Source organism: Nonomuraea sp. H19 (assembly GCF_052068215.1).
Classification (GTDB): domain Bacteria; phylum Actinomycetota; class Actinomycetes; order Streptosporangiales; family Streptosporangiaceae; genus Nonomuraea.
Map to the genome: position 1 here is coordinate 1 of NZ_JBQHCV010000065.1, position 20,918 is coordinate 20,918.

Consider the following 20,918-nt stretch of genomic DNA (forward strand, 5'->3'; position numbering starts at 1 on the left):
AAACCGCGACCGCAACGCGTGGGCGGCGTGCAACGCCAGCCGGGTCTTGCCGACCCCTCCCGGACCGGTCAGCGTCAACAGTCGCGTTTTCGACACCAAGCGCCGCACATCGGACATCTCACGTTGACGCCCGACGAAAGTCGCGCTTCCGGCCGGTTCTTGTACCCGGCCAGTTTGATCAGCCATCTTGCTGCCAGCTTACACGCGCCTTCCACCTGGGCATTTACGACGTCAGTCCGGTGACGGTGGTGATGTTCAGGTGCATCAGTTGCGCCGTGACGAAGTGGTCGGGCCCGAACTGCCGGGAGATGGCATCGTCCATGAAGGCGTACTTCTCCGCCAGGCTGACGAACACGCGCCGGGCATGCCGGTAGGCGCCGATGGCGATGGTCGCCATCGAGGCGGCGTCCAGGCCGTGGCCCATCGCGTCGATCACGGCCACGTGCAGGACGTTGTCGTTCAAGGCGTAGTCGAAGCTGTCGCTGGCGACGCGGTAGGCGGGCTCCAGCATGCCGGCTACCTCGACCTGCGGCACGCACATCGACAGCGACGGCAGCAGGCTCCAAGATCTCCGCGGACACGCTCATCGGCTCCCGGCGCCGGGCCAGGAAGAACTGGTCGGTGTAGGAGTTCTTGGTGACCAGCATGTCGGCGACCAGGCCGGCGAGCCGGCGCAGCAGGCGCCGGTCGTCGTCGGCGACGGCGTCCAGGGTCAGCGCCATCACCCCCACCTGATCGCTTCCGTCCAACAGGAGCAGGTACATCCGTACGCCGCGGGCCTGCGGCACCTCGACGACATCCGCGCGGAGGAAGGCCCGGCCGGCGGGGAACCGGCGATCGGCTCGGGCTGGCCCACGTGCAGCTTCCTGCCCGGAAGCGGCACCAGCAGCTCTTGGGCGTAGTCCTGCAGCAGGATGGAGACGTCTCGGCCGCCGATCCTGGCCACTTCCTCCGCGATCAGCCGCGGCGGCATCGGTCGTGACGGGAGCGGGGTTTGCGTCCACCCTGGCATGACGTGGCCTGTTGGGTGTAGCGAAAGTCAAGGCGCGGACCAGGGATTATTACCCACTGTGCCCTCATTGGCATTGCGCGTCAGGATGAACTAGATTGCGGCCATATGGGGGCAATAGTGCGACCGTGCCCGGGGAATCTGCCACTCGAGCTCACGAGCTTGGTCGGTCGCAGGAGGGAACTGGCTGAGGGCGAGCGCTTGCTCTCAGCTAGCAGGATGCTAACCCTCACCGGCGTCGGTGGAGTGGGCAAGACCCGGCTGGCGCGGCGGATCGCCGCCAAGATGTCACCGCAGTTCCACGACGGCCTCTGGTTCATCGAGCTGGCGCCCCTGGCGGCCGGAGACCTGCTCATCGAGACGGTCGCCGGCACCGTCGGATGCACGCAGCCCCACATGGCTTCTCTTGCCGAATACCTGCGAGACAAGAGGACTCTGGTGGTGCTGGACAGCTGTGAGCACCTGCTCGTCCAGTGCGCCGCCCTGACAGTCGAACTGCTGGCCACGGTTCCCGGGCTGTGCCTCCTGGTCACCAGCCGCCAGGCGCTGGGCCTGGCGGACGAGCAGATCCTCGGGGTTCCCCCATTGACGGTGCCGACGGCGGCGGAAACGTCCATGAACGGCGATCTGCAGAACGAGGCGGTGCGGTTGTTCGAGGATCGTGCCGCGGCCGTCATTCCCGACTTCCGGGTCGACGACACCAACATCCTGGCGGTGGCGCGGATGTGCCGGCGGCTGGACGGCATCCCCCTGGCCATCGAGCTCGCGGCGGCGCGCATGCGGGTCCTGTCCGTCGAACAGATCCTTCAGCGTCTCGAGGACCGTTTCCGGCTGCTGACGACCGGGCCCACCACCGCACCGCCGCGGCAGAAGACGCTGCGCGCGCTCCTGGACTGGAGTTACGACCTGTGTTCTGCCGAGGAGCGGACGATGTGGGAACGGCTGTCGGTCTTCTCCGGCGGCTGCGGCCAGGAAGGGATCGCGCACGTGTGCACCGGGAAGGAGATGACCTGGCAGATCGCGTCGGACGTGGTGGATCGGCTGGTGGATAAGTCGATCATGCAGCGGCGCGGGCAGGGCGCCGGCGTGCGTTACGAGACGCTGGACACGCTGCTCCAGTACGGCTGGCAGCGGCTGGTCGCCTCCGGCCAGGACAAGGCCGTGCGGCTGCGGCACCGCGACTGGTGCCGGAGCCTGGCGGCGCGGGCGGAGGCGGAATGGTTCGGCGAGCACCAGATGGACTGGCTCGGGCGCCTGGCCCGGGAGCAGGGCAACGTCCGGGCCGCGCTGGAGTTCTGTTTGAGCGAGCCGGGTGAGGCGTGGGCCGCACTGGAGATCGCCGCCGCGATGTGGAGCCATCGGCTCTCCTGGAGCTCCCCGAGCGAAGGACACCACTGGCTGGAGCGGGCGCTCGCACAGGAGCCCGGCGCCGAGGCCGTTCGGGCCAAGGCCCTGTGGGTCGACGCGTGGCTCGTGCTGCTGCGGGGCGACGCCAAGGCCGCGGAGCCATTGCTGGCGGAGTGCCGGACGCTGGCGGAGCGGCTCGGCGACGAGGCCCAGCTCGCCGGCGCCGTCCATATCACGGGGTTCGCCGCGTTGCTGGCCGAAGACTTCGCCCGTGCCTTCACACTGCTGGAAGAGGCCCTGGCCCGGCGCCGCGCCCTTGGCCACCGGGGGCACGCGTGGGTCGTGCTCTTCCAGCTGGCCATGACCGCCGTGCTCATGGATGATCCACGAGCCGCGAAGCTCTGCGATGAGGTGCTGGAGACGGCCAGGCAGGCGAACGCCGAGTGGTCGGTCTCCTACGCGCTGTGGGTCACGGCGCTGGCGCGCTGGCGGCAGGGCGCGCTCCGGAATGCCATGGCCATGATGCGCGACGCCGTGCGCCTGAAGCTGCACTGCAACGATCATCTGGGCCTCGCCCAATGCATCGAAGGGCTGGCCTGGATCCTCGCCAGCGACGAGCAGTACGAACAGGCCGCCCAGATGCTCGGCGCCGCTCACGCGGTCTGGCGGTCGATCGGAACGTCACTGCCCGGGCTCGGGCACCTGGCAGCAGCTCACGACCGGTGCGAGGCCACCCTCCGGCCGCACCTGCGGGAAGAGCGGTTCACGTCGGCCTTCGACCGCGGCTCACAGCTAACCCCCGACCAAGCCGCCGCCTTCGCGCTGGAGGGGGAGGGCGCACGGCGCCGGGAAGCCAGCCGTCCAGAATCCAACGCGACCTCCCTCCTCACCCACAGGGAGCGGGAGATCGCCGATCACGTCGCGAAGGGCCTGAGCAACAAGGAGATCGCCGAGGCGCTGGTCATCTCGCAACGCACGGCGGAGTGCCACGTCGAGAACATCCTTCGCAAGCTCAACTTCACGTCCAGGTCGCAGATCATCAAAACCTGGGCCTCGCGAGGGCCGGAGCTAGAGTGACATCGTCCCTTTGGCCTCGGGTTATGTACCATCTGGAGCCGCCCGGCCGGTCCGGGATCGGCGGCCATCTCCGATCCGCTCGTCCGGACCCGGGGTCCTCGCAAACATTTCGGCAGCATCCACACCCTCAGAGGGGTGGAGCCCCGACCTCAGCAGGCAGCACCACGACAGGAACTCGCCGATCGTCCCCATGATTGTGTTCACGGTGCCACGCTCTGGCATCCACCCGTCGGCGGCCACCGCCCGCTCAGGCCGGTAGCACCGAGGCAGTGCACCTGACATGCCTAAAGACCCCTAGATACCTGTTTGGCAAGACACGCCAACCTTACTTAACACACATGCCTGACTACTAAGAATCACCGAGATAACAGATGCAACCGGGCGGTGCCGTCGCTGTCGTCCAGACTGACCTCGTCACACTGCGCAGAGCGTCGCCATGGCGAAGACGATGACCGTGATCACAGCGACAGCTCCCCGAGCCACCTACCAAGCGTTATCGATGGGTTCACTGGCCTGAGTCTAGATTCGTCTCCCGCGCCGATCCGGGCGGTCACCGCCGGGCAGAGCGGATCTTTGCCTTGCCCGCCAAGATCCTTTGCCTGGTGCGGGTTTACTCGATGATCGGTTGCGGGGGCCGGACGGGTCGAGGCCCGATCGCTGAACAGATCGATGAGCGCCTGGACAGGAATGGTGTTCTGGCTGGAATGACGCAAGCGCCGGCCCGGAACGATGGCATAGCGGGAGCGGCGGCCCTCCCGCACCCGCTCCACATGACCGGCTTCCAGCAGGTCGGTCACGATGCTCTGGGCGGCTCGTTCGGTGATGCCGATGCGTTGGGCGATGTCGCGGATCCGCACCTGCGGATCAGCCGCGATGGCCACCAGCACGCGGGCGTGGTTGGTCAGAAACGTCCAGGCGGAGCGTCGATCGGCAGCGTCACCCATGTCCGTGACCATCCCCTCGCCGAGCAGAGGAAGAGCCAGAATCCCGGCACACACCTGAAGTTTACATGAGGAAAACTTCTTCAGGTGATCTTCTGGAGTTGACCCCCGATGGCGGACCGGTCACCTCTCGACGATCCACCCGGCGCGGCAGCGGCGGCCGCCCTACTTGCCTTACGTGACTGACAGGCCTTCAAGCGGCTGACCAGCAGGTTCGCTTGATTACCCCAGATAACCATCGGTGCCTTCCCGAACTGGCCGATTGAAGCGTGAAGAACTCCAATCTTCCCAGGTCAGAGGGCACCTCGCCTTATTTCACAACACATGCATCAGATTTCAAGCCGTGGATCCAGGCTCAGGGGTGATTACATAGAAAAGGGCCCTCCCAGAGGCACCTCGCCAGCGGTCGACTTCACTCGGAGGGGACCGTCGGAAAAGGACCAGGTCAACTGGCACCTCGTCGGCGGCCTACCCTACGTCACGCTCCGTTCCTTGGGAGCCCGGAGGTGAGACTCCCGGGCCGCCCGGCGCGTTAGCCTGGCAGGCGCGGATCGATGTGGATCTTGGGGGCGCTCCCCCACTCTGGGCGGCGCGGGCCCGCCAACACCAGGGCCGCCTCCTCCAGCGAGACCGTCGCCGCGACCAGCGGCCGGGGATCGACCAGGCCCGAGGCGTACAGCTCGACGGCGCCCGCCAGACCGCCGGACGCACTGAGTATCCCGTGGGCGGTGACGTCGCCGAGCACGAGCCTGCGCGTGTCGATGCGGCTGGGCTCGGCCGACAGGCCGATGAGGACGATGCGACGGCCCGGCTCGACGACCTCCACGGCGAGCGCGGGCGAGTCGCGCCCATTCGAGGCGTCGATGACCCCGTCGAACGCCGGCTCCGGGCGGCCGGTCCAGGTGCGGGTGAAGCCGAGGGAACGGGCGAAGTCCAGCGAGGGCTCCGTGAGGCCGAGCAGGTGCACCTCTACACCGCGCGCCGCCGCCATCAGCGCCGCCAGCAGGCCGATCGTGCCCGGCCCGATGACCAGGAGCCGGTCTCCCCGGTCGAGCGCGGCGGCGTTCACGGCCCGCAGCGCGTTCCCGCCGGGCTCCACCAGCGCGCCCAGCACGGGATCGACGGTGCCGGGCAGGGGCTGCAAGGCGTGGACGGGCACGGGAAGCCGCTCGGCGAGCGCGCCAGGCCAGCCGTTGCGCACGCCGATCTCGTACCGGTCGGCGCACAGGTGCTGGCTGCCACCGAGGCAGCGGGCGCAGCTCCCGCAGCCGAGCATCGTGTCGCCCGTGACATGTCGGCCGAGCCAGGCTGGGTCCACGCCGTCGCCGGCCTCGCGCACGACCCCCGCCCACTCGTGCCCGATGCGCACGGGATAGCGGGCCTCGCCCGTGTGCAGGTACGTCATCGCGCCTGAGTAGAACTCCATGTCCGTCCCGCACACGCCGGCCCGCTCGACCTCGACGACCACCTCGCCGGGGCCGGGCATCGGCGGCTCTACCTCCTGGACCTCCGCATGTCCAGGACCCGTGATGACGAAGGCGCGCATAATCACAGACGTTACCCTCCCCCGCACCCGTCCGCTTTCTGGGGCGGCCGGTCTGGTGCAAGGCGGGAGGGAACCTCAAGGTTGCCAGAGCCCGGCTGAGAGGAATCCGCCATGCACGCGAACGTGGGTGACCTGCTGATCATCCACGGTCACGTGGTCGGACAGGGGACAGGAAGGCCGAGATCGTCGAGGTCCGGGGTCTGACGGCACGCCCCCGTACCTTGTACGCCACGACGACGGCCACGAGCAGTTCGTCTACCCCGGACCCGACTCCTTCGTCGAGCCGGCCGAGCCGCAGTAAGGGTCGCCGCGCGTGGGCGCGCGAGATCCGGAAGTGGGGCGCGCCGGTTGGCTCGGAACACCGGCCCGGCAGTGCGGTCGGCCAGCAGGCGGGGCAGCAGCCACGCGGTGGCCCAGTGCACGTACTCGCTAGCGTCGCCCTTGGAGGCGGGTATGAGACTGGTTGCCATTGACGGTGAGATGGATCATGGTGCAGATGGTCATCGCGACCTGCGGGAAACACGTGACGTCTCCTGCTCATGCAGCAGAGCCTGTGCCACGGCGGCGGCGGTGACGGCCTCCTCGCGCTGCTGGTGAGCGGTGCGCAGCGCGCTGGTGGCGTTGGTGAGCTCGGTACGAAGCCGATCGGCCTCACCGGCGGCGTCGGCTCGAGCCTGGGCGGCGGCCTCGCGGGCCTGCTCGGCCACGGCGGCCGCGGTGACGGCTTGTTCGCGCCGCTGTTGTTCGGCGGCCAGCGCCTGGCGTAGCCGGTCGGCCTCCTCGGCTTGCGCCGCGGCGATGCCGCGGGCTAGGTCGTCGGCGGCGGCGTGGACGGCGGCCAGATCCATCTCATCGAGGGCGGCGCGGATGTCGCCGTCGGGGATCTCGGCCACCGAGCGGATCTTCAGCCACACCTCGCGCAACATGATCGCCGCGCCGTCCAGATCCTTGATGGTGCGCATCCGCTCCTTGTTCGCTTTGAACGCCGAGGTGCGCAGCAGGTCGCCGACCGCCAGGTCGAACACCTCGACCGCCTCATCGGCCGAGGTTGGCTCCATCACCGGGCGAAGGCCACCAGGGTGGCCAGCTTGCGATCGCCTGCCGGGGCATCGACGGCCTGAGCGCGGGCGGCATTGGCGAAGCGGGCCAGTGCGGCGATCCGGCCCGGCGGGATGGCCGACAGGTCCCAGGTGGTGGCGCCCAGAGCGCGCAGGTCCAGGTGCCGGTCGACGGCCGTCACTGATGCGCTGCTTGGCCACCAGCTTGCCGTTCTCATCGACCAACGCCACGTCATGGTGCTTCTCCGCCCAGTCGATACCGCAAGTGATCGGCAATCGAACCTCCTACGTCCGGTGTTCGCCCAGCATGTGAGCCTGCGCAGAGCCACGCAGCGCCCTAATAGAAGGGCTCGTCGGCCCGACATCCGATGAGCAGTTCGTGGCTCCAGCTCACCGCACGGGCCTCCGTCTATGGACAGAGCTCACCGGCTCGCCTTGCAAGCAGAAGTCACCGTGCGGACGGCTCGAGTCACGATCATGCCCCTCAGGGGGCCGGAGGCGCATCTGGTTCTGCGAGGGACACGACACCGGAGCTCGCAGTCTGTGGAAAGGAGTCAAGCCCCGGGTCTCAAGTAGGAGTCATCCGGCGCCGTGCAGTGCTATTAGGTCTCAAGCATTGCTCGGCGGAGCTGGCTCAGGCATCTGCAGACGACGAACGGGCTACGGGGGCTCATGACGGTGAACATGCGGGCGAGCTTCCATGGCCGACGACCCCAAGCGGCAAGCTTCCCTCCAAAAAGCGGTTTCCATATTCCTTGTCGGCCGATGAACACCAGCATGAGAGCCGAGGGGTCGGCAGAGATGTGGGCGTCAACGTCACGTGCGCACTCCGCGTCGAGCGTCAACGAACCGCGGTCGAAGACAAACACCGCGCGTCCGCCTCCACGCGGGCGCAGTTCGAAGCGAGCTCGGAAGGATCCGGCCTTCTCCTGGTTCAAGAAAGCAGTGGGCGGCAGAGCCGCGATAAGCGGAAGCACGCCGCCCTCGACCGCGAGCAGAGCGTGGTGACGCTGTATTGGCCACGAGCGCCCAGTGACTCTTGCGATGTCATGGCCGTGGATCAAGCATTCCTCGAGCAGGTGACAGGCCACCGCCGAGGGCGGCAGGCGGGCACCTTGCAGCCAATCGACGGTGACAACTGCTCGCGAACGCGACGCGACGTCGTCGAACTCGTTTGCAAGCGTGCCGATGCGATCTGCGAGTACGGCTGGGTCCCGTGCGCCGTCCTCGGCCAGCATCTTCGCGTTGACCTCGGCCATTCCCGCCGACGTCACCGTTGCTTCCGGGACCGGTCTTCCGGCGCCGGGGCCACGGCGTCGGTGTCGAAGCGAAAAACATGAGATAGGTGAGCCGCGACATCGCCCACGGTCCAAGTACCGACCGAAACGGAGTTGGAGTCGGGGACGCTCCGCACAAGTGCGACGAGGCTAGGGACAACCTCCCGCAACGCCGCACGAGCCTGGGCCAGGGTGTCGGGTGCGCCACTGTGCGTCGCAGCCGGGACCATGTCAGTACCTTCCTGGGCGTCAGGTTCCGGGCCTCGCCCGGGGCATGGGGTGTACGTCATCGATGCGCTCCCGTAGCGGGATCGCATCTGGCGGCGGCTGTCCCAATGGCGATCCATTGGGACAGCTGACGGTCGGCCGCAGCTGCGTGTCGTAGGCCACTACGACTCTCTTGGCGTCTTCCGCCGGACGTCCCCGCGAGCCGCAGAGGTGCGGCGCCCGCCGGGCGCTAACCGCCAGTCGCGGATCGCCACCGCGAACCGGTCGGGCGCGTCGGACTGCACGAAATGGCCGGCGCCTTCGACGATCACTGTGTGGTGGTTGGCGAAGATCTGTTCCCATCGTTGTCGCTCCTTGGCCCGGAAAGCGAAGTCGGCGTCGCCCCACACGATGAGCGCCGGGAGCGACGCGAGGTCGGGGAGCCCGGCCTCGACACCGGCGAGAAAGGCGTGGCTGGCGGTGATGCGCCGGGGGAGCACTGCCGACGCGTCGCGCCGCTTGAGGGTGCCGAGAGCCTTTCGGTAATGGGCCATCTCGTCGGCGGTCGGCTTCCGCAGCCGGTGTCCAGCAGGGATCATTGCGTTGACGAACAGGTTGAACTGCCTGACCAGCTCGCGCCCCAGTGGTCCGCCCATCAGGTGGGAGACGACCTCGAAGTGGAGGTCACCAGTGATCGGCCAGCCCCAGGTGTTGGCCAGCACCAGACCCTCGAAGGCAGCAGGCCGCTGTTCGACGGTGGCCAGGCCGATAGGGCCGCCCCAGTCCTGGGCCACCAGGGTGACCCCGCTCAAACCCGCGGCGTCGACGAAGGCGGTGACGACCTTGGTGTGGTCCTCGGGCAGATACCGGTAGCCCGGGCGGGGTGACGACAGTCCGAAGCCGGGATAGTCCAGGGCGACGCAGCGGAACTCGTCCCGCAGGGCGCGGATCACCTCGCGATACACAAACGACCAAGTCGGGTTGCCGTGCAACAGCAGCAGTGTCGGCCAGGACCTCGTTCGGCACCTCCAGCGGGTCGGCCAGGAAGCACCCCAGGTAACGAACGGTCACGAGCTGAAGAGCGAAACCGCACCTGATGTGCCGGCCACGATGCCCCTTGATGAGGGCCATGTCCTCGTTGTCGAGGAAGAAGATCTTCTCCATCTTGGCCCGGGAGGGCGGACCGTCGTAACGGCCGTACTTCGCCGCTTCTGAGTCGCCCAGGAAGTCGACAGGCATGCACGCAACGTATGACCCAACAGACACAGCGTCATCAGAGCAACACAACCATTACTAATCGTTACCAACCGTCACGCGACGTAGATCAAAGTTGCGCTGTGAGATCGACCGGAATCCGGCGTGAGCCTCCTCTGCAAGCGGGAGATGACAGGGGCTCGCTGACCAGCGGGAACCCCTTAACGCCGGATTCCGTTCCAAATCTCTCTGACCCCCACGTCAGCGCCGGACGAGCACGCCCTCCTCCACGGCGGCGAGCACGTCCCGCAGCAGGTTGTTCAGCAGCTGGGCCTCCGCCTCGGGGATCCGGGCGACGATCCGGGCGTGTGCCGCGGTCACCGCGCGCACCGCGGACTCGGCGACCACGACGCCCCGGGGCGTGAGCCGCACCCACGAGCTGCGGCCGTCGTCGCGGGCGGCCTCGCGGGTGACGAGGCCCGCGGCAACGAGTCGCTTGAGGACGTTGCTGGTGCCGCCGGACGACAGCAGCAGCGCGTGGGTCAGCTCGGTCGGCTTCATCCGGTAGGGCTCGCCCGCGCGCCGCAGCACGGCGAGCATGCCGTACTCGGCCTGGGTGAGCCCGAGCCGCTCCAGTGCGTGCGCCGCCACCTCGTCGAAGGCGGCGGTGAGCAGCGCGCTGCGCTTGGCCAGTTCCAGGGGGAGGCCCGCGATCTCGGGCAGCTGAACGTGCCAGGCCGTGATGATGTCGTCGACGTGGTCCGGTTCCGTCATGGCAGGCCTCTCCGTTCCCCCCGGTTCTCGTGGCCCGCAGGGTAATGCCTGTCCAAGGATAGCTCAGCGTAAAGCTATCTCGCGAGGTGACGCGTCCGGATTCCGCCGCAAACACGCTCCCACCACGGCTGTTGCCCGGCGCACAAGAAGCCGCTACATTCGCCTTAGAGGAAAGCTTTTCACACAGCTTTTTGGTGACTGATCTTTGGGAGTAAGTATGCAGGCTCGAATCGTCGTGGCGTATCACAGCGGCTACGGCCACACCGCGAAGCAGGCGGAAGCGGTGGCCGCGGGTGTGGGCAAGGTGGAGGACACCACCGTGCAACTGGTGTCGCTCGCCGAGCTGAACGACGAGCTGTGGCAGACGCTGGCCGACGCCGACGCGATCATCTTCGGCACGCCGACCTACATGGGCGGCGCCAGCGCGGTGTTCCGCACCTTCGTCGAGTCCACGTCCCAGGTCTGGGGCGACAACATGCAGTGGAAGAACAAGATCGCCGCCGGCTTCACCAACAGCGGCAACATGGCGGGCGACAAGCTCCACACCCTCGTCGACATCGCCCTCTTCGCCGCCCAGCACGGCATGATCTGGGTCGGCCTCGCGGAGTACGGCGGATGGAACACGTCCAAGGGCAGCAGCGAGGACATCAACCGCCTCGGCAGCTGGCTCGGCGCCATGTCCCAGTCGAACAACGACGAGGGCCCGGACGTCACCCCCTGCGCCAGCGACCTGTGCACCGCCGAGGTGCTGGGCCGCCGCGTCGCCGAGGTCACCCACGTCCACCTGCGCGGGCGCGCAGCGACCGAACTCGAAGCCGTTGTCTCCTGACATGCGCGGGGCCAAGTGGTACCGGACGCTCGCGGTCTGTGTGGTGCTGCTTCTCCCGCTGACGGCCGGCTGCACCGCCGCCGAGCCCGACGCCCGTACGGAACTAGACGCCCGTACGGAACAAGTCGCCGCGCAGCGCACTGAGGAGGGATCGACCGTGGCACGGCGAGGTGACTCCATGCAGCAGAGGAAGGGCGACGTCCCTGACTGCTTCCACGGCACCGGGGCGAGCGTCCACCGCGTACCGGCGGGCGGTTCGGACACCCGGATGGTCACCCTCGGGGACGGTCCGCGCGGCATCGCCTTCGCGCCGATCTCCTGGGGCGACGCCTGCGAGTGGGCCGGCGAGGCCAAGCGCCTTGCCGGCAAGGGCTATCACGTGGTCACCTTCGACTGGGGCGCCGACCGCGAGGAGACGGTGACCGCGGCCACCACGCTGCTGCGCGACCAGGGCGCGGAGCAGGTCACCTGGGTCGGCGGCTGCATGGGCGGCACGGTCATGCTCGGCATGGCGGCGAACGCGAAGGACCGGCCGACCGGGGTCGCGGGCATCAGCCCGCTCGCCTCACTCGGCGGCGCCGAGGTCGACGGCGGCATGGACTACACCGGGGAGATGCTGCTGCTCGGCACGGTCGACGACCCGCTCGCCGACGAGGGCCGGCTGCGTGAGGTGGCCGACCACTTCCCACAGTCCGAGGTCATCGTCCTGCCGGGCGAGCTGCACGCCGCCGAGATCTTCAGCGGCGCCTACCGGGCGGAGGCCCGCCGCAGCCTGGACGGCTTCCTCGTACGAGCCTTCGCCCGCGAAAGCTGACTCCGGTAACCCTCGAAAATCCCTCCGGAACCCACAAGGCAGCCCCGGCCGGCCACCCCGCCCGGCCGGGGCCCTCCCGTGTCCGGGAAACCCGACGCGCTGCGCGCGTGAGGTGCCCCGGCTCTTCCGGACAGGTCCCCAACTAGGGTTGAGGGGAGAACCGGAAGGGAAGGCTGTGGCGGTGCACAACCGACGATTCAGCCAGGAGTCCAAGGACGAAGCGGTCCGCATGGTGCTGGACGGCCCGCAGCTGGTGTCGCATGTGGCCAAGGAACTCGGCATCCATGACACCACGCTCGGGAATTGGGTGAACATCTATCGGCGGACCTGCGGCGATGACCCAGCGCACCGCGTCCCTGTCTGAATAGCGGCGCGCCCGCGGGCTCAGGTGGCTGGCTTGTAGGCACGGCCCGCAGCTTCGATGTGCGCCTTGGCGGCGTGGCGCGCGGTCTGCGGGTCTCCCGCGCGAATGCCCGCCACGATAGCGCGGTGCTGGTCGGTGATTGCGCCCGCCCAGTGCGGGTCGTCGAGGTTGGCCACGGTCGTGACCGCAATCCGGTCCCATACCCGGTGCAGAGTGTCCTCGAGGAACGGGTTGCCCGCCGCCGCTCCAATGGCGCGGTGCAGGGCCAGGTTCGCCTGTGCGGATGCGCGGGCGTCTCGCGCCTTCACCGCGACCTCCACCTGATCCACAGCCTGGTCGAGTGCGTCGATTTCGGCCGGGGCCAGCTCGCCTCGGGCCTGCCTGGTGGCGGCCAACTCGGCTGCCAAGGCCTCGAGATCGGCGCGCAGCACGAAAAGGTGCGCGGCCTCGCTCGGGCTCAACGCCGCGACGGCGACCCCACGCGCGGCAGGGATGACCAGCCCTTCGGCCAGCAGGCGGCCGATCGCCTCGCGCACCGGTGTCCTGCTGACACCGAGATCCGCCGCCAGCGTGGTTTCCGTCAAGCGTTGGCCCGGCGCGTACTGGCCGTCTGAGAACCGCTGGCGCAGCGCCACATACACTGCATGAGCGCTGCCGGGCTGTGAATCGTAAGAGGCCGCCATGTAGATCAGTATACGTTGCATGCAAAGCACTGCGACCGAGTGTTGACATGCACTGCATGCAATGCATACCTTGTCTGCATGTTGGACACCGTGGAAGTGACAGTGCTCGCCACCGCAGGGTTCCTGGCCGGTGCCGTGAACGGCGTGGCAGGTGGAGGATCACTGATCTCGTTCCCCGCTCTGCTGGCCATGGGCTACTCGCCCGTGGCGGCCAACGTCACTAGCGCACTGGCCGCGCTGCCCGGTTACCTGGGAGGTCTCGCCGGTTACCGCGACGAGCTGGCCGTGGTGGGCCCGAAAGCCCATCGGCTCGCCCCAGTGAGCGTCGCCGGCGCGGCGTGCGGATCGGTGATCCTGCTCAGCGCGCCCGCGGAGCAGTTCGCCTCCGTCGTCCCCTTCCTCGTCTTGGCCTCGGTCATCGCCTTGGCCACGCAGGGCACGATGGCGCGGCGTCTCGACCAGTCAAATACGACCGCTGGAGGGCGAGGACTCCTGGCCGGCCAGTTCGTGGTTTCCCTGTACGGCGGCTACTTCGCGGCGGGGCTCGGTGTGATGATGCTTGCCGTCCTGGGAACCTTCCTGAGCGAAGACCTGCACCGGCTCAACGCGCTCAAGAGCGCTCTGTCACTGGTCGTCGGCCTGGTCTCCGCGCTCTGCTTCACCGCTTTCGGCCCGGTGGAATGGGTCCCCGTGGCTGTCATGTCGCTCGCCGGGCTCGCCGGCGGTCGAAGCGGGGTAGTGCTTGCCCGGCGTGTGCCATCCCACCACCTTCGCCGGTTCATCGTCGGCTTCGGTCTCGTGCTTTCCATCGCACTCTTCCTGAGGTGATCATGCGCCAACGACACGACCTTCTCATCGCGGGCACTCACGTGATCTCGATGGATCCCGCCATTGGGGACCTTCCACACGCCGACATCCTCGTCCGCGACGGCGAGATCATCGACATCGGCCCGCACGCGAGTGACCGCCAGCCCGGCGGCGTCCAGGTCATTGCGGCCGAGGGGACCGTCACGCTACCCGGCTTCGTAGACACGCACTGGCACCTGTGGAACTCGCTCCTGCGCGGCACCGTCGGCGACAGCGCGGGAACCGACTACTTCACCGTCAAACGCGCGCTCGCCCGGCACCTCAAACTGGACGACTTCTACTGGGCGGCCCGCTTCGCGCTGGCCGAGGCCGTTAACGGCGGCATCACCACCGTCCACAACTTCGACCACAACGTCCGCAGCCCCAGGGACGCCGACGCCAACATCCAAGCGCACCTGGACTCCGGCTTGCGCGGCCGCTTCTCCTACGGCCCTCCCGACTCCGCACCATCCGATCGCACCAACGACCTCGATGACCTGGCGAAACTCAGGGTGCGCTGGACCAGCGACCACCTCGACGGCCGGCTGGACTTCGGCGTCGCTCTGCGCGGGCCGTACCGGACCCCTCCCGAGGTTTATGAGCGTGAGTGGAAGACCGCACGCTCTCTTGGACTGCCGATCACCATGCACTGCGACCGGTGTCTGAGAGAGGAAGGCTGCAGGAGTTGCGGGCTCGTCCGGCTCGAACAACTCGGCCTGCTGGGTGAGGACGTGCAGGTCATCCACGCGGTGCATGCCGAAGAGGACGACATCGCCGCCCTGGCCCGCACCCGGACCCGAGTGTCCCTGAGCCCGCTCACCGAGATGCGGACGATGGGCTTCCCGCTCCTCACAGAACTACTCGAAGCCGGAGTACAGGTGTCGCTCTCCCTAGACACGCTGGCCATGCCCACCAGCGCGGACCTCCTCGGCCACCTCCGCGCGATCATCTCGGTAGAGGCCGCACGCACCGGCTCACCCGCGATCACGCCGCGCAGGCTACTGCAGCTCGCGACCATCGACGGCGCCAGGGACCTCGGACTCCACGACACCATCGGCTCGATCACCCCTGGCAAGCGCGCGGATCTGGTAATTCTCCGCACGTCAGACATCAACCTGGTTCCGTCGGGCGACCCGGCCCACGCACTGGTCTACACGGGCCAGATCGACAACATCGACACCGTCATCGCCGACGGCCGGGTCCTCAAGCGACACGGACGGCTCATCCTCGACGAGGACGATATCGACCCCATCGCCATGGCCACGTCCCACCGCGACGCGCTGCTGCGTAGGGCCGCAGCGGCCGGCGACTGGCCTCCGCCCGCGGGCGTCGCCGCCACCCCATCACCGACCACAGAAGAAAGGAGTCTGCTGTGAACGCCGCCTCCATCCCCCTCTCATCGCCGCCGAGGCAAACCCTGGCGCCCAAAATCGCGGTCGCGATGTTCGGCCTGCTACTGCTGGCCTACACCATCAACGCCATGGACCGTATGGTCTTCCCCATCCTGCTCGTCGAGGTACGCGCCGAGTACGGCTTCAGCCTCGAAGCGGCAGGTCTACAAGCCACCGTGTTCGCCCTGGGCATGGGCCTTGCCGGCCTGCCCGCCGGGTACCTGCAGCGAAGGCTTGGGCGCAAGCCGACGATCGTCATCGGCACCCTGGTGTTCTCGCTGGCGACCGCCCTGACCGCGGCCTCGGCCGGATTCGCCGACATGCTGCTGTGGCGCGTGCTGTCCGGAGTCGGCGAGGCACTCCAGCTCGCGATGATCATTGCCGTCGCCTCAAGCGCGTTCCCCGCCCGCCGTGGAGTGGCCATCGGCAGCGTCAACATGGCGTTCGCCGCCGGCTCACTCATCGGCCCGGCGCTCGGCAGCAGCCTGCTGCAGCAGTTCGGCACCTGGCGAGCGCCGATGCTCGCGTACGGCGCCATCGGTATCGCTCTGGCGTTGGCCATCGTGGTGCTGGTGTCGCCCCAGCTCACTGAGATCGACCAGGCTGCGAGCTCGGCATCGCATGCCGGCGGCGCGCGCACGCTCCTGGCACGCAACCCGCTCGTGCTGGCTGTCATTATCGCGCTGTTCGGTCTAGCCGACTTTGCCTTCATTGGCCTGTACGCCAGCTACCTGCGCGGGCAGCTCGGCTATACCCCGGCAGGGGCAGGCTTCGTCATCGGGCTGTCCGGGCTGGCGGCGTTCGCCTCCCCGCTCGGCGGCTACCTAGCCGATCGGCTGAGCCCTCGGGCCGTGTTGCCGGCGCTCAACATCGGGGTGGCCGTGTGCGGGTGCGCGCTCTTCCTCGGACCGTCCTCGACGGCCTGGCAGGCGACCTTCTCCTTCCTGTTCGGGCTCTTCGCCAGTAGCGGCGTGTACGTGACGGTGGCCAGCTACCTGGTCAAATCCGTGGATGGCGAGCTGGTGGGCAGGGCGGCCGGCTTGTTCGTGACCTGCATCTACGTTGCGGCGGGCGTGGCCGGTCTCCTCTTCAGCACGCTCATCGCGGCAATCGGCTGGACTGCCGCAGGCATGGTGCAGATCGTTGGTCTGTCTCTGCTCGGCGCCGCCCTGGCGCTCGCCCTGCGCCCGCACCTGTTCAGCACCACCCTCTCACCTCGGGATCAGCGATCATGATCACACTCTGGCAGCTCCCCACCACGACCGTCCCCATCAGCGGAAGACTGGAGTCCTTCCCCGTCCGCCGCGTCTATTGTGTCGGACGCAACTACCTCGACCACATCCGTGAGATGCAGGAGGGGAGCGAGCGTGACGACCCCTTCTTCTTCCAGAAGCCCACGGACGCCGTCGTCACCGACGGCTCCTCCATCCCCTATCCGCCGCAGACTGGCGACCTTCACTTCGAGGGCGAGCTGGTCGTCGCCGTCGGCAGGGCGGGATCCGACATCAGCGTGGCCGAGGCGCCCGGGCACATTTTCGGATTCGCCGCTGGCATCGACCTGACTCGCAGGGACCGGCAGCGGGACTGTCGCGACCTGGCGCAGCCGTGGGAGGCCGGCAAGTCCTTCGACCACTCGGCGCCCTGCGGCGCAATCGTTCACGCCGACCAGGCCGGCGAAATTCTGTCGGGCGAGCTACGGCTGAGCGTCAACGACCGGCAACGTCAGCGCACCAGCCTGAAGTTGATGATCTGGAACGTGCCGGAGATCATCAGCCACCTGTCTCTCTCCTACCGGCTGATGCCCGGCGATTTGATCTACACGGGCACACCGGCGGGCGTCGCCGCCGTGGAGCCAGGGGACCGCATCGACGTCGAGATCACCGGCCTGCCCGCCCTGACTGTGACCATCAGCGAAGGAGAGACCCATGCGTCCCAGTGAACGGCTTGGCTACAACCCCATTGACGGGCGCCCCGCACTCCGCCTGCCCGGCGGCAAGCGCATGATGGTCTGGGTCATCGTCAACGTGGAGACCTGGTCGGACACCGAGCCCATGCCCAGAACCGTTCTCACCCCTCCGGCGGGCGGCATCCCTGCCCCCGACGTTCCCAACTGGGCCTGGCACGAGTACGGCAACCGCATCGGCTTCTGGCGCATCCTGGCTGCGCTGGACCGCCAGCGTGTGCCCGCCTCACTGGCGATCAACGGCCAGGCCGTCGAACACTACCCGCAGATTGCGAGAGCGGCGCTAGATCGCGGATGGGAGTTCATCGGCCATGGCTTTACCCAGAAGAACATGCAGAAGGTCGAGGACGAGCGCGCTGACATCCGGGCCACTACGCGGGCGATCGAGTCGGCGACCGGTGTGCGCCCCCGCGGCTGGCTGGGGCCCGGGCTGACCGAGACCTGGGAAACGCCGGACATCCTGGTCGAGGAGGGCTATGAGTACGTCTGCGACTGGGTGCTGGACGACCAGCCAGTGGAGCTGGCCACCAGGACCTCGCCCATTGTGAACATCCCCTACACCCAAGAGTGCAACGATGTGGCCATGATGCTGATTCAGCATCATCCGGCGCGGGAGTACTTCCAGCGGGCGGCCGACCAGTTCGACCAGCTCTACAGGGACTCCGCGGAGTCTGCCAGGGTCATGGCGCTGGTCGTGCACCCGTACATCATGGGTGCGCCGCATCGCCTGAAGTACTTCGAGCAAGCTCTCCAGCACATCCGCGCCCACGAGGACGTCGAGTTTCAGACCGGCGAGCGGATTCTCGACTGGTACCTGCAGGCACGGTCCACGCCACGGCGGCACAAGTCCCTGGTCGCGGACTAGCGAGGATGTCAGGTAGGCCCGGGCGGAAGCGCCCGGGCCTTTGGTCTCACCGATGAGCAGCCGCCTTGAGAAGGGCAGTCATCGAGAAGACGGACACGCAGACGACAACCGCAGCGAGCACGAGGGTGCCCTAATGAGTCCTGGGAGTAAGCCATCCGGCAGACTCCGTGGTGGATGGTGGCCGCCAGCAGGTGAGCACTCGGGTGTCCTGGACGTCGAGTCCTGATGAAAGACCGTGCCCCTGCCGGTTGGTCGGGAGAGTTGATCGCTGATGGATGCTCCTATGTCTTGTCAAGCGACTGCTGGGAGATCGTTTTCGCGGGTTGCCGGGCTGGTCAAAACCTTGTAGAGCTCACGGGCGATGTAGCGTTTCAGGCAGCGGATGATCTCCTTGGTTGACAACCCGTCGGTGGTGCGGCGCGCCACGTAGGCGCGGGTGTCGGCGTCGTGGCCCATGCGCGTGATGGCGATCATGTAGAGGGCGCGGTTGGCCTGCCGATCGCCGCCGCGGTTGAGCCGGTGGCGTTTGGTCTTGCCGCTGGAGGCCGGGACCGGAGAGACGCCGCACAGGGAGGCGAACGCCGCCTCGGAGTTCAGTCGATCGGGGTTATCGCCGCAGGTGGACAACAGCTGGGCGGCGGTCTCGACACCGACGCCGCGGACGGCCAGCAGGTCTGGCCTGGCCTGTTTGACCAAAACGGCCAATTGAGTGTCGGCGTCGGTGATCTCGGCGGTGAGCGAGCGGTAACGAATGGCCAGGCGGCGCAGCGCGACTTTGACGCCCTGGGCTGGGTCGGCCAAATCGCCGGTAGGCCGCAGCCGGGCGCAGACGTCGGCGAGCTTGACCGCCGATCGGGCGGGCAGTTGCTCGCGTAGCTCGGCGGGAGCGGTGACGACCAGCGCTTTCATTTCGTTGACGCAGGCGGTGCGGGCTTTGATCGCGCCTGTGCGGACCAGGTGCAGGGCACGGATCGACTCGACGATCCCGTCGCCGGCCTTGGGCACCGCAGTGGCCCGGCCGGCCAGCACGGCCTCGGCCGCGGCGTAGGCGTCCAACGGGTCGGACTTGCCCTTGGCGCGGCGTTGCCGTCGATCCGGGCGGTTGACCTCGATCACTCGTATGTCCTGGCCGCGTAGGTGCCGGGCCAGTGCGGCACCGTAGGATCCGGTGCCCTCCACCCCGACCGCGTGCAGCCTGCCGAACGAACACATCCAGGCCAGCAGCTCGGCGTATCCGGCGGCAGTGGCCGGGAACTCGGCATCGGCCAGGCGGCGGCCGTTCATCAGCACCACCGCGGCGTGATGGGTGTCGGCGTGGGTGTCGACCCCGCCGGCGATCCGCCCCTTCTTCGGCTTCCTGGTCATGAGCGTCCTTGTGCCGTCGGGGAGAATCGGTGGCGGTGCGTGCCAGGCGGCCGGGCGGGCAGACCAGTGACGGGACCAGCTTGACCAGGCTCCTATCAGGCCACGCGCGACCGCTCTGGCACGCACCCTCGGCGATGCTCCCGGCTGAGGCGACAGATCCATCACAGGGCACCCGATCAGCGGGGCCGGGATGTCGTTGGGTCAGCCTCAAAGGGAGCACCTCCTGCCCCTTCCATCTCACTGGAAAGGGCTGTTGCTGCCACCCCTTGAGTCTCACTGGATGTCGTGCCCGCCCGCCTGTGGCGTGAGCACTTGCTTCATTAGGTCGCCGATGGTTCTCCCGCAGGCTGCTGACCAGAGAAAACGAAGACATCCACGGGAGGACGGGTGCGACTGTTCGGAGGAGACGACTGGGCCGAAGACCACCACGATGTGGAGCTGATGGACGCTGCCGGCGCGCGGCTGGCCAAGGCCCGACTGCCGGAGGGGGTGGCAGGCATGGCCCGGCTGCACGCGATGATCGCCGAGCAGCTCGGCCCGGACATCCCCGATGACCAGCCGACCAGCCATGCGTCCCCCGACATGCTACTGACGTCCCGAACATCCCGTCCGAGATCAGTTAAGGCGGACGCTATCCCTCACAGAGGGTGATCAACAAACGTCACACGCAGTGTTTGAGCTGGTCGGTTAAGTCCCCGAGTTCGAACTGGGAACGGGTCTGGAGCTCAACCAGCTCCCGGGCACGAGTGATGATCTGTTCGTACCGCTCCTGGCTGACGTGACCGATCATGGTCGGCATGGTCCGCTCTCCCTTCGCACGCGACGTACGGGACAACGGCGGGATGCGGACCACCAACACCAAGCATCGTAAGCATTCACCTCCAGCGCATTTCGGGTTCTGGTGATCGCGCTGTGTGATCGTCCTAAGGTATGCGTGAGAGCCTGCGGCGCAGCGTCGTGCCGCGTGCTTTGGCGCGGGCGGGATTGGCCAGACAGCCGAGCGTCGCAGCAGGTTGTGAGTGATCGCGGCGCAGGTGAGCCAAGCGGCATTGGCGGCGAACACCCCGGAGGGCAGATGGGCGAGCGGACCGTCGATGAGATCGGCGTTGACCTGCTCCTGCACCGCGTGATCACGGTGCCGCTCCTCAGCCTGGAGGAGAGTGTAGGGGCCGTCGGTGAAGATCGGGTAGTAGCGGTAGGTGGGAAACAACTCGCCTTGGCCGTCGTCGGCGGGCGGAGGAAGCTTCTTGACGCGTCGCACGATCAGCCGGGCAGTCACCCGCTTGTGCTTTCTACCGCCTGGCCCAAGGGACGATCGCGATGTGGATCGCCTTCTCGCCGGGGATCTCTCCGGCGAGTGTCTGCAGC

General features: G+C 67.7%; 22 protein-coding genes and 4 pseudogenes. 12 read left to right on the top strand and 14 right to left on the bottom strand.

Annotated elements, in window-relative coordinates:
- Positions 1 to 223 precede the first annotated feature (223 nt).
- The gene (locus ACTMTI_RS55205; protein ID WP_441129115.1) at positions 224 to 511 is read right to left on the bottom strand and encodes a SpoIIE family protein phosphatase; all 288 of its coding nucleotides are present in this window, start codon (positions 509 to 511) and stop codon (positions 224 to 226) included.
- Here ACTMTI_RS55205 and ACTMTI_RS55210 point away from each other — a divergent pair.
- Together ACTMTI_RS55210 and ACTMTI_RS55215 are read left to right on the top strand one after the other, a co-directional pair.
- Entirely contained in the window at positions 510 to 902 is a 393-nt protein-coding gene (locus ACTMTI_RS55210; RefSeq protein WP_441129116.1) for a hypothetical protein, read from the top strand. The genes ACTMTI_RS55205 and ACTMTI_RS55210 overlap by 2 nt on opposite strands.
- 326 nt (positions 903 to 1,228) lie before the next feature.
- Positions 1,229 to 3,433 carry a LuxR C-terminal-related transcriptional regulator gene (locus tag ACTMTI_RS55215; protein WP_441129117.1) on the top strand — a complete coding sequence of 735 codons (2,205 nt, stop codon included), beginning with the start codon at positions 1,229 to 1,231 and terminating at the stop codon, positions 3,431 to 3,433.
- Between the two features lie 458 nt (positions 3,434 to 3,891).
- On the opposite strand, the gene ACTMTI_RS55220 is transcribed toward ACTMTI_RS55215, so the two are convergent.
- Both ACTMTI_RS55220 and ACTMTI_RS55225 read right to left on the bottom strand, forming a co-directional pair.
- Entirely contained in the window at positions 3,892 to 4,377 is a 486-nt protein-coding gene (locus ACTMTI_RS55220) for a helix-turn-helix transcriptional regulator (RefSeq protein WP_441129118.1), read from the bottom strand.
- Between the two features lie 529 nt (positions 4,378 to 4,906).
- Entirely contained in the window at positions 4,907 to 5,920 is a 1,014-nt protein-coding gene (locus ACTMTI_RS55225) for a zinc-dependent alcohol dehydrogenase (protein ID WP_441129119.1), read from the bottom strand.
- Between the two features lie 235 nt (positions 5,921 to 6,155).
- Here ACTMTI_RS55225 and ACTMTI_RS55230 point away from each other — a divergent pair.
- Positions 6,156 to 6,221, top strand: a pseudogene (locus ACTMTI_RS55230) (DUF1918 domain-containing protein); the annotation flags it as partial.
- A gap of 199 nt (positions 6,222 to 6,420) precedes the next feature.
- On the opposite strand, the gene ACTMTI_RS55235 reads toward ACTMTI_RS55230, so the two are convergent.
- The 7 genes and pseudogenes from ACTMTI_RS55235 to ACTMTI_RS55265 all read right to left on the bottom strand — a co-directional run bounded on the left by ACTMTI_RS55235 (position 6,421) and on the right by ACTMTI_RS55265 (position 10,430).
- The gene (locus tag ACTMTI_RS55235) at positions 6,421 to 6,981 is read right to left on the bottom strand and encodes a hypothetical protein (RefSeq protein ID WP_441129134.1); all 561 of its coding nucleotides are present in this window, start codon (positions 6,979 to 6,981) and stop codon (positions 6,421 to 6,423) included.
- Positions 6,978 to 7,160, bottom strand: coding sequence for a hypothetical protein (locus ACTMTI_RS55240; RefSeq protein WP_441129135.1), 183 nt, complete (start codon positions 7,158 to 7,160; stop codon positions 6,978 to 6,980). The genes ACTMTI_RS55235 and ACTMTI_RS55240 overlap by 4 nt, the downstream gene beginning before the upstream one ends.
- Positions 7,156 to 7,254, bottom strand: a pseudogene (locus ACTMTI_RS55245) (IS110 family transposase); the annotation flags it as partial. The gene ACTMTI_RS55240 and the pseudogene ACTMTI_RS55245, both read right to left, overlap by 5 nt.
- A 326-nt stretch (positions 7,255 to 7,580) precedes the next feature.
- Positions 7,581 to 8,237 carry a hypothetical protein gene (locus ACTMTI_RS55250; RefSeq protein ID WP_441129120.1) on the bottom strand — a complete coding sequence of 219 codons (657 nt, stop codon included), beginning with the start codon at positions 8,235 to 8,237 and terminating at the stop codon, positions 7,581 to 7,583.
- A 407-nt stretch (positions 8,238 to 8,644) separates the two neighbouring features.
- Complete coding sequence (locus ACTMTI_RS55255) at positions 8,645 to 9,463, bottom strand: alpha/beta fold hydrolase (RefSeq protein WP_441129133.1); 819 nt, start codon at positions 9,461 to 9,463, stop codon at positions 8,645 to 8,647.
- Positions 9,464 to 9,479: 16 nt separating this feature from the next.
- Positions 9,480 to 9,701: pseudogene (locus ACTMTI_RS55260) on the bottom strand (DUF4158 domain-containing protein); the annotation flags it as partial.
- A gap of 216 nt (positions 9,702 to 9,917) precedes the next feature.
- Positions 9,918 to 10,430 carry a MarR family winged helix-turn-helix transcriptional regulator gene (locus ACTMTI_RS55265; protein WP_441129121.1) on the bottom strand — a complete coding sequence of 171 codons (513 nt, stop codon included), beginning with the start codon at positions 10,428 to 10,430 and terminating at the stop codon, positions 9,918 to 9,920.
- A gap of 217 nt (positions 10,431 to 10,647) precedes the next feature.
- On the opposite strand from ACTMTI_RS55265, the gene ACTMTI_RS55270 reads away from it, so the two are divergent.
- The 3 genes from ACTMTI_RS55270 (at position 10,648) to ACTMTI_RS55280 (ending at position 12,437) form a co-directional block, all read left to right on the top strand.
- Positions 10,648 to 11,259, top strand: coding sequence for a flavodoxin family protein (locus ACTMTI_RS55270; RefSeq protein ID WP_441129122.1), 612 nt, complete (start codon positions 10,648 to 10,650; stop codon positions 11,257 to 11,259).
- 1 nt (position 11,260) lies between these two features.
- Entirely contained in the window at positions 11,261 to 12,073 is an 813-nt protein-coding gene (locus tag ACTMTI_RS55275; RefSeq protein WP_441129123.1) for an alpha/beta hydrolase, read from the top strand.
- A gap of 181 nt (positions 12,074 to 12,254) precedes the next feature.
- A complete protein-coding gene (locus ACTMTI_RS55280) occupies positions 12,255 to 12,437 on the top strand; it encodes a transposase (protein ID WP_441129124.1) in 183 nt (60 codons plus the stop codon).
- Positions 12,438 to 12,457: 20 nt separating this feature from the next.
- Here the strand turns inward: ACTMTI_RS55280 and ACTMTI_RS55285 are convergent, their stop codons facing one another.
- On the bottom strand, positions 12,458 to 13,120 hold the full coding sequence (locus ACTMTI_RS55285; RefSeq protein ID WP_441129125.1) for a GntR family transcriptional regulator: 663 nt from the start codon (positions 13,118 to 13,120) through the stop codon (positions 12,458 to 12,460).
- 78 nt (positions 13,121 to 13,198) lie between these two features.
- Between ACTMTI_RS55285 and ACTMTI_RS55290 the strand changes: the two genes are divergently transcribed.
- From ACTMTI_RS55290 to ACTMTI_RS55310, 5 genes are read left to right on the top strand one after another with little or no spacing between them, the layout of a single operon-like run.
- The gene (locus tag ACTMTI_RS55290; protein WP_441129126.1) at positions 13,199 to 13,948 is read left to right on the top strand and encodes a sulfite exporter TauE/SafE family protein; all 750 of its coding nucleotides are present in this window, start codon (positions 13,199 to 13,201) and stop codon (positions 13,946 to 13,948) included.
- Positions 13,949 to 13,950: 2 nt separating this feature from the next.
- On the top strand, positions 13,951 to 15,342 hold the full coding sequence (locus ACTMTI_RS55295) for an amidohydrolase family protein (RefSeq protein WP_441129127.1): 1,392 nt from the start codon (positions 13,951 to 13,953) through the stop codon (positions 15,340 to 15,342).
- On the top strand, positions 15,339 to 16,592 hold the full coding sequence (locus tag ACTMTI_RS55300; RefSeq protein ID WP_441129128.1) for an MFS transporter: 1,254 nt from the start codon (positions 15,339 to 15,341) through the stop codon (positions 16,590 to 16,592). The genes ACTMTI_RS55295 and ACTMTI_RS55300 overlap by 4 nt, the downstream gene beginning before the upstream one ends.
- The gene (locus ACTMTI_RS55305; RefSeq protein WP_441129129.1) at positions 16,589 to 17,296 is read left to right on the top strand and encodes a fumarylacetoacetate hydrolase family protein; all 708 of its coding nucleotides are present in this window, start codon (positions 16,589 to 16,591) and stop codon (positions 17,294 to 17,296) included. Before ACTMTI_RS55300 ends, ACTMTI_RS55305 begins: the two co-directional genes overlap by 4 nt.
- The gene (locus ACTMTI_RS55310) at positions 17,283 to 18,185 is read left to right on the top strand and encodes a polysaccharide deacetylase family protein (RefSeq protein ID WP_441129130.1); all 903 of its coding nucleotides are present in this window, start codon (positions 17,283 to 17,285) and stop codon (positions 18,183 to 18,185) included. The genes ACTMTI_RS55305 and ACTMTI_RS55310 overlap by 14 nt, the downstream gene beginning before the upstream one ends.
- Positions 18,186 to 18,476: 291 nt before the next feature.
- Here the strand turns inward: ACTMTI_RS55310 and ACTMTI_RS55315 are convergent, their stop codons facing one another.
- Positions 18,477 to 19,712, bottom strand: coding sequence for an IS110 family transposase (locus tag ACTMTI_RS55315; RefSeq protein WP_441129131.1), 1,236 nt, complete (start codon positions 19,710 to 19,712; stop codon positions 18,477 to 18,479).
- A 225-nt stretch (positions 19,713 to 19,937) separates the two neighbouring features.
- Here ACTMTI_RS55315 and ACTMTI_RS55320 point away from each other — a divergent pair, with 225 nt between their 5' ends.
- Entirely contained in the window at positions 19,938 to 20,201 is a 264-nt protein-coding gene (locus ACTMTI_RS55320) for a hypothetical protein (RefSeq protein ID WP_441129136.1), read from the top strand.
- Between the two features lie 10 nt (positions 20,202 to 20,211).
- Here ACTMTI_RS55320 and ACTMTI_RS55325 read toward each other — a convergent pair whose 3' ends face one another.
- Together ACTMTI_RS55325 and ACTMTI_RS55330 are read right to left on the bottom strand one after the other, a co-directional pair.
- The gene (locus ACTMTI_RS55325) at positions 20,212 to 20,349 is read right to left on the bottom strand and encodes a hypothetical protein (protein ID WP_441129132.1); all 138 of its coding nucleotides are present in this window, start codon (positions 20,347 to 20,349) and stop codon (positions 20,212 to 20,214) included.
- A 127-nt stretch (positions 20,350 to 20,476) separates the two neighbouring features.
- Positions 20,477 to 20,829: pseudogene (locus tag ACTMTI_RS55330) on the bottom strand (IS1380 family transposase); the annotation flags it as partial.
- Between the last annotated feature and the right edge of the window lie 89 nt (positions 20,830 to 20,918).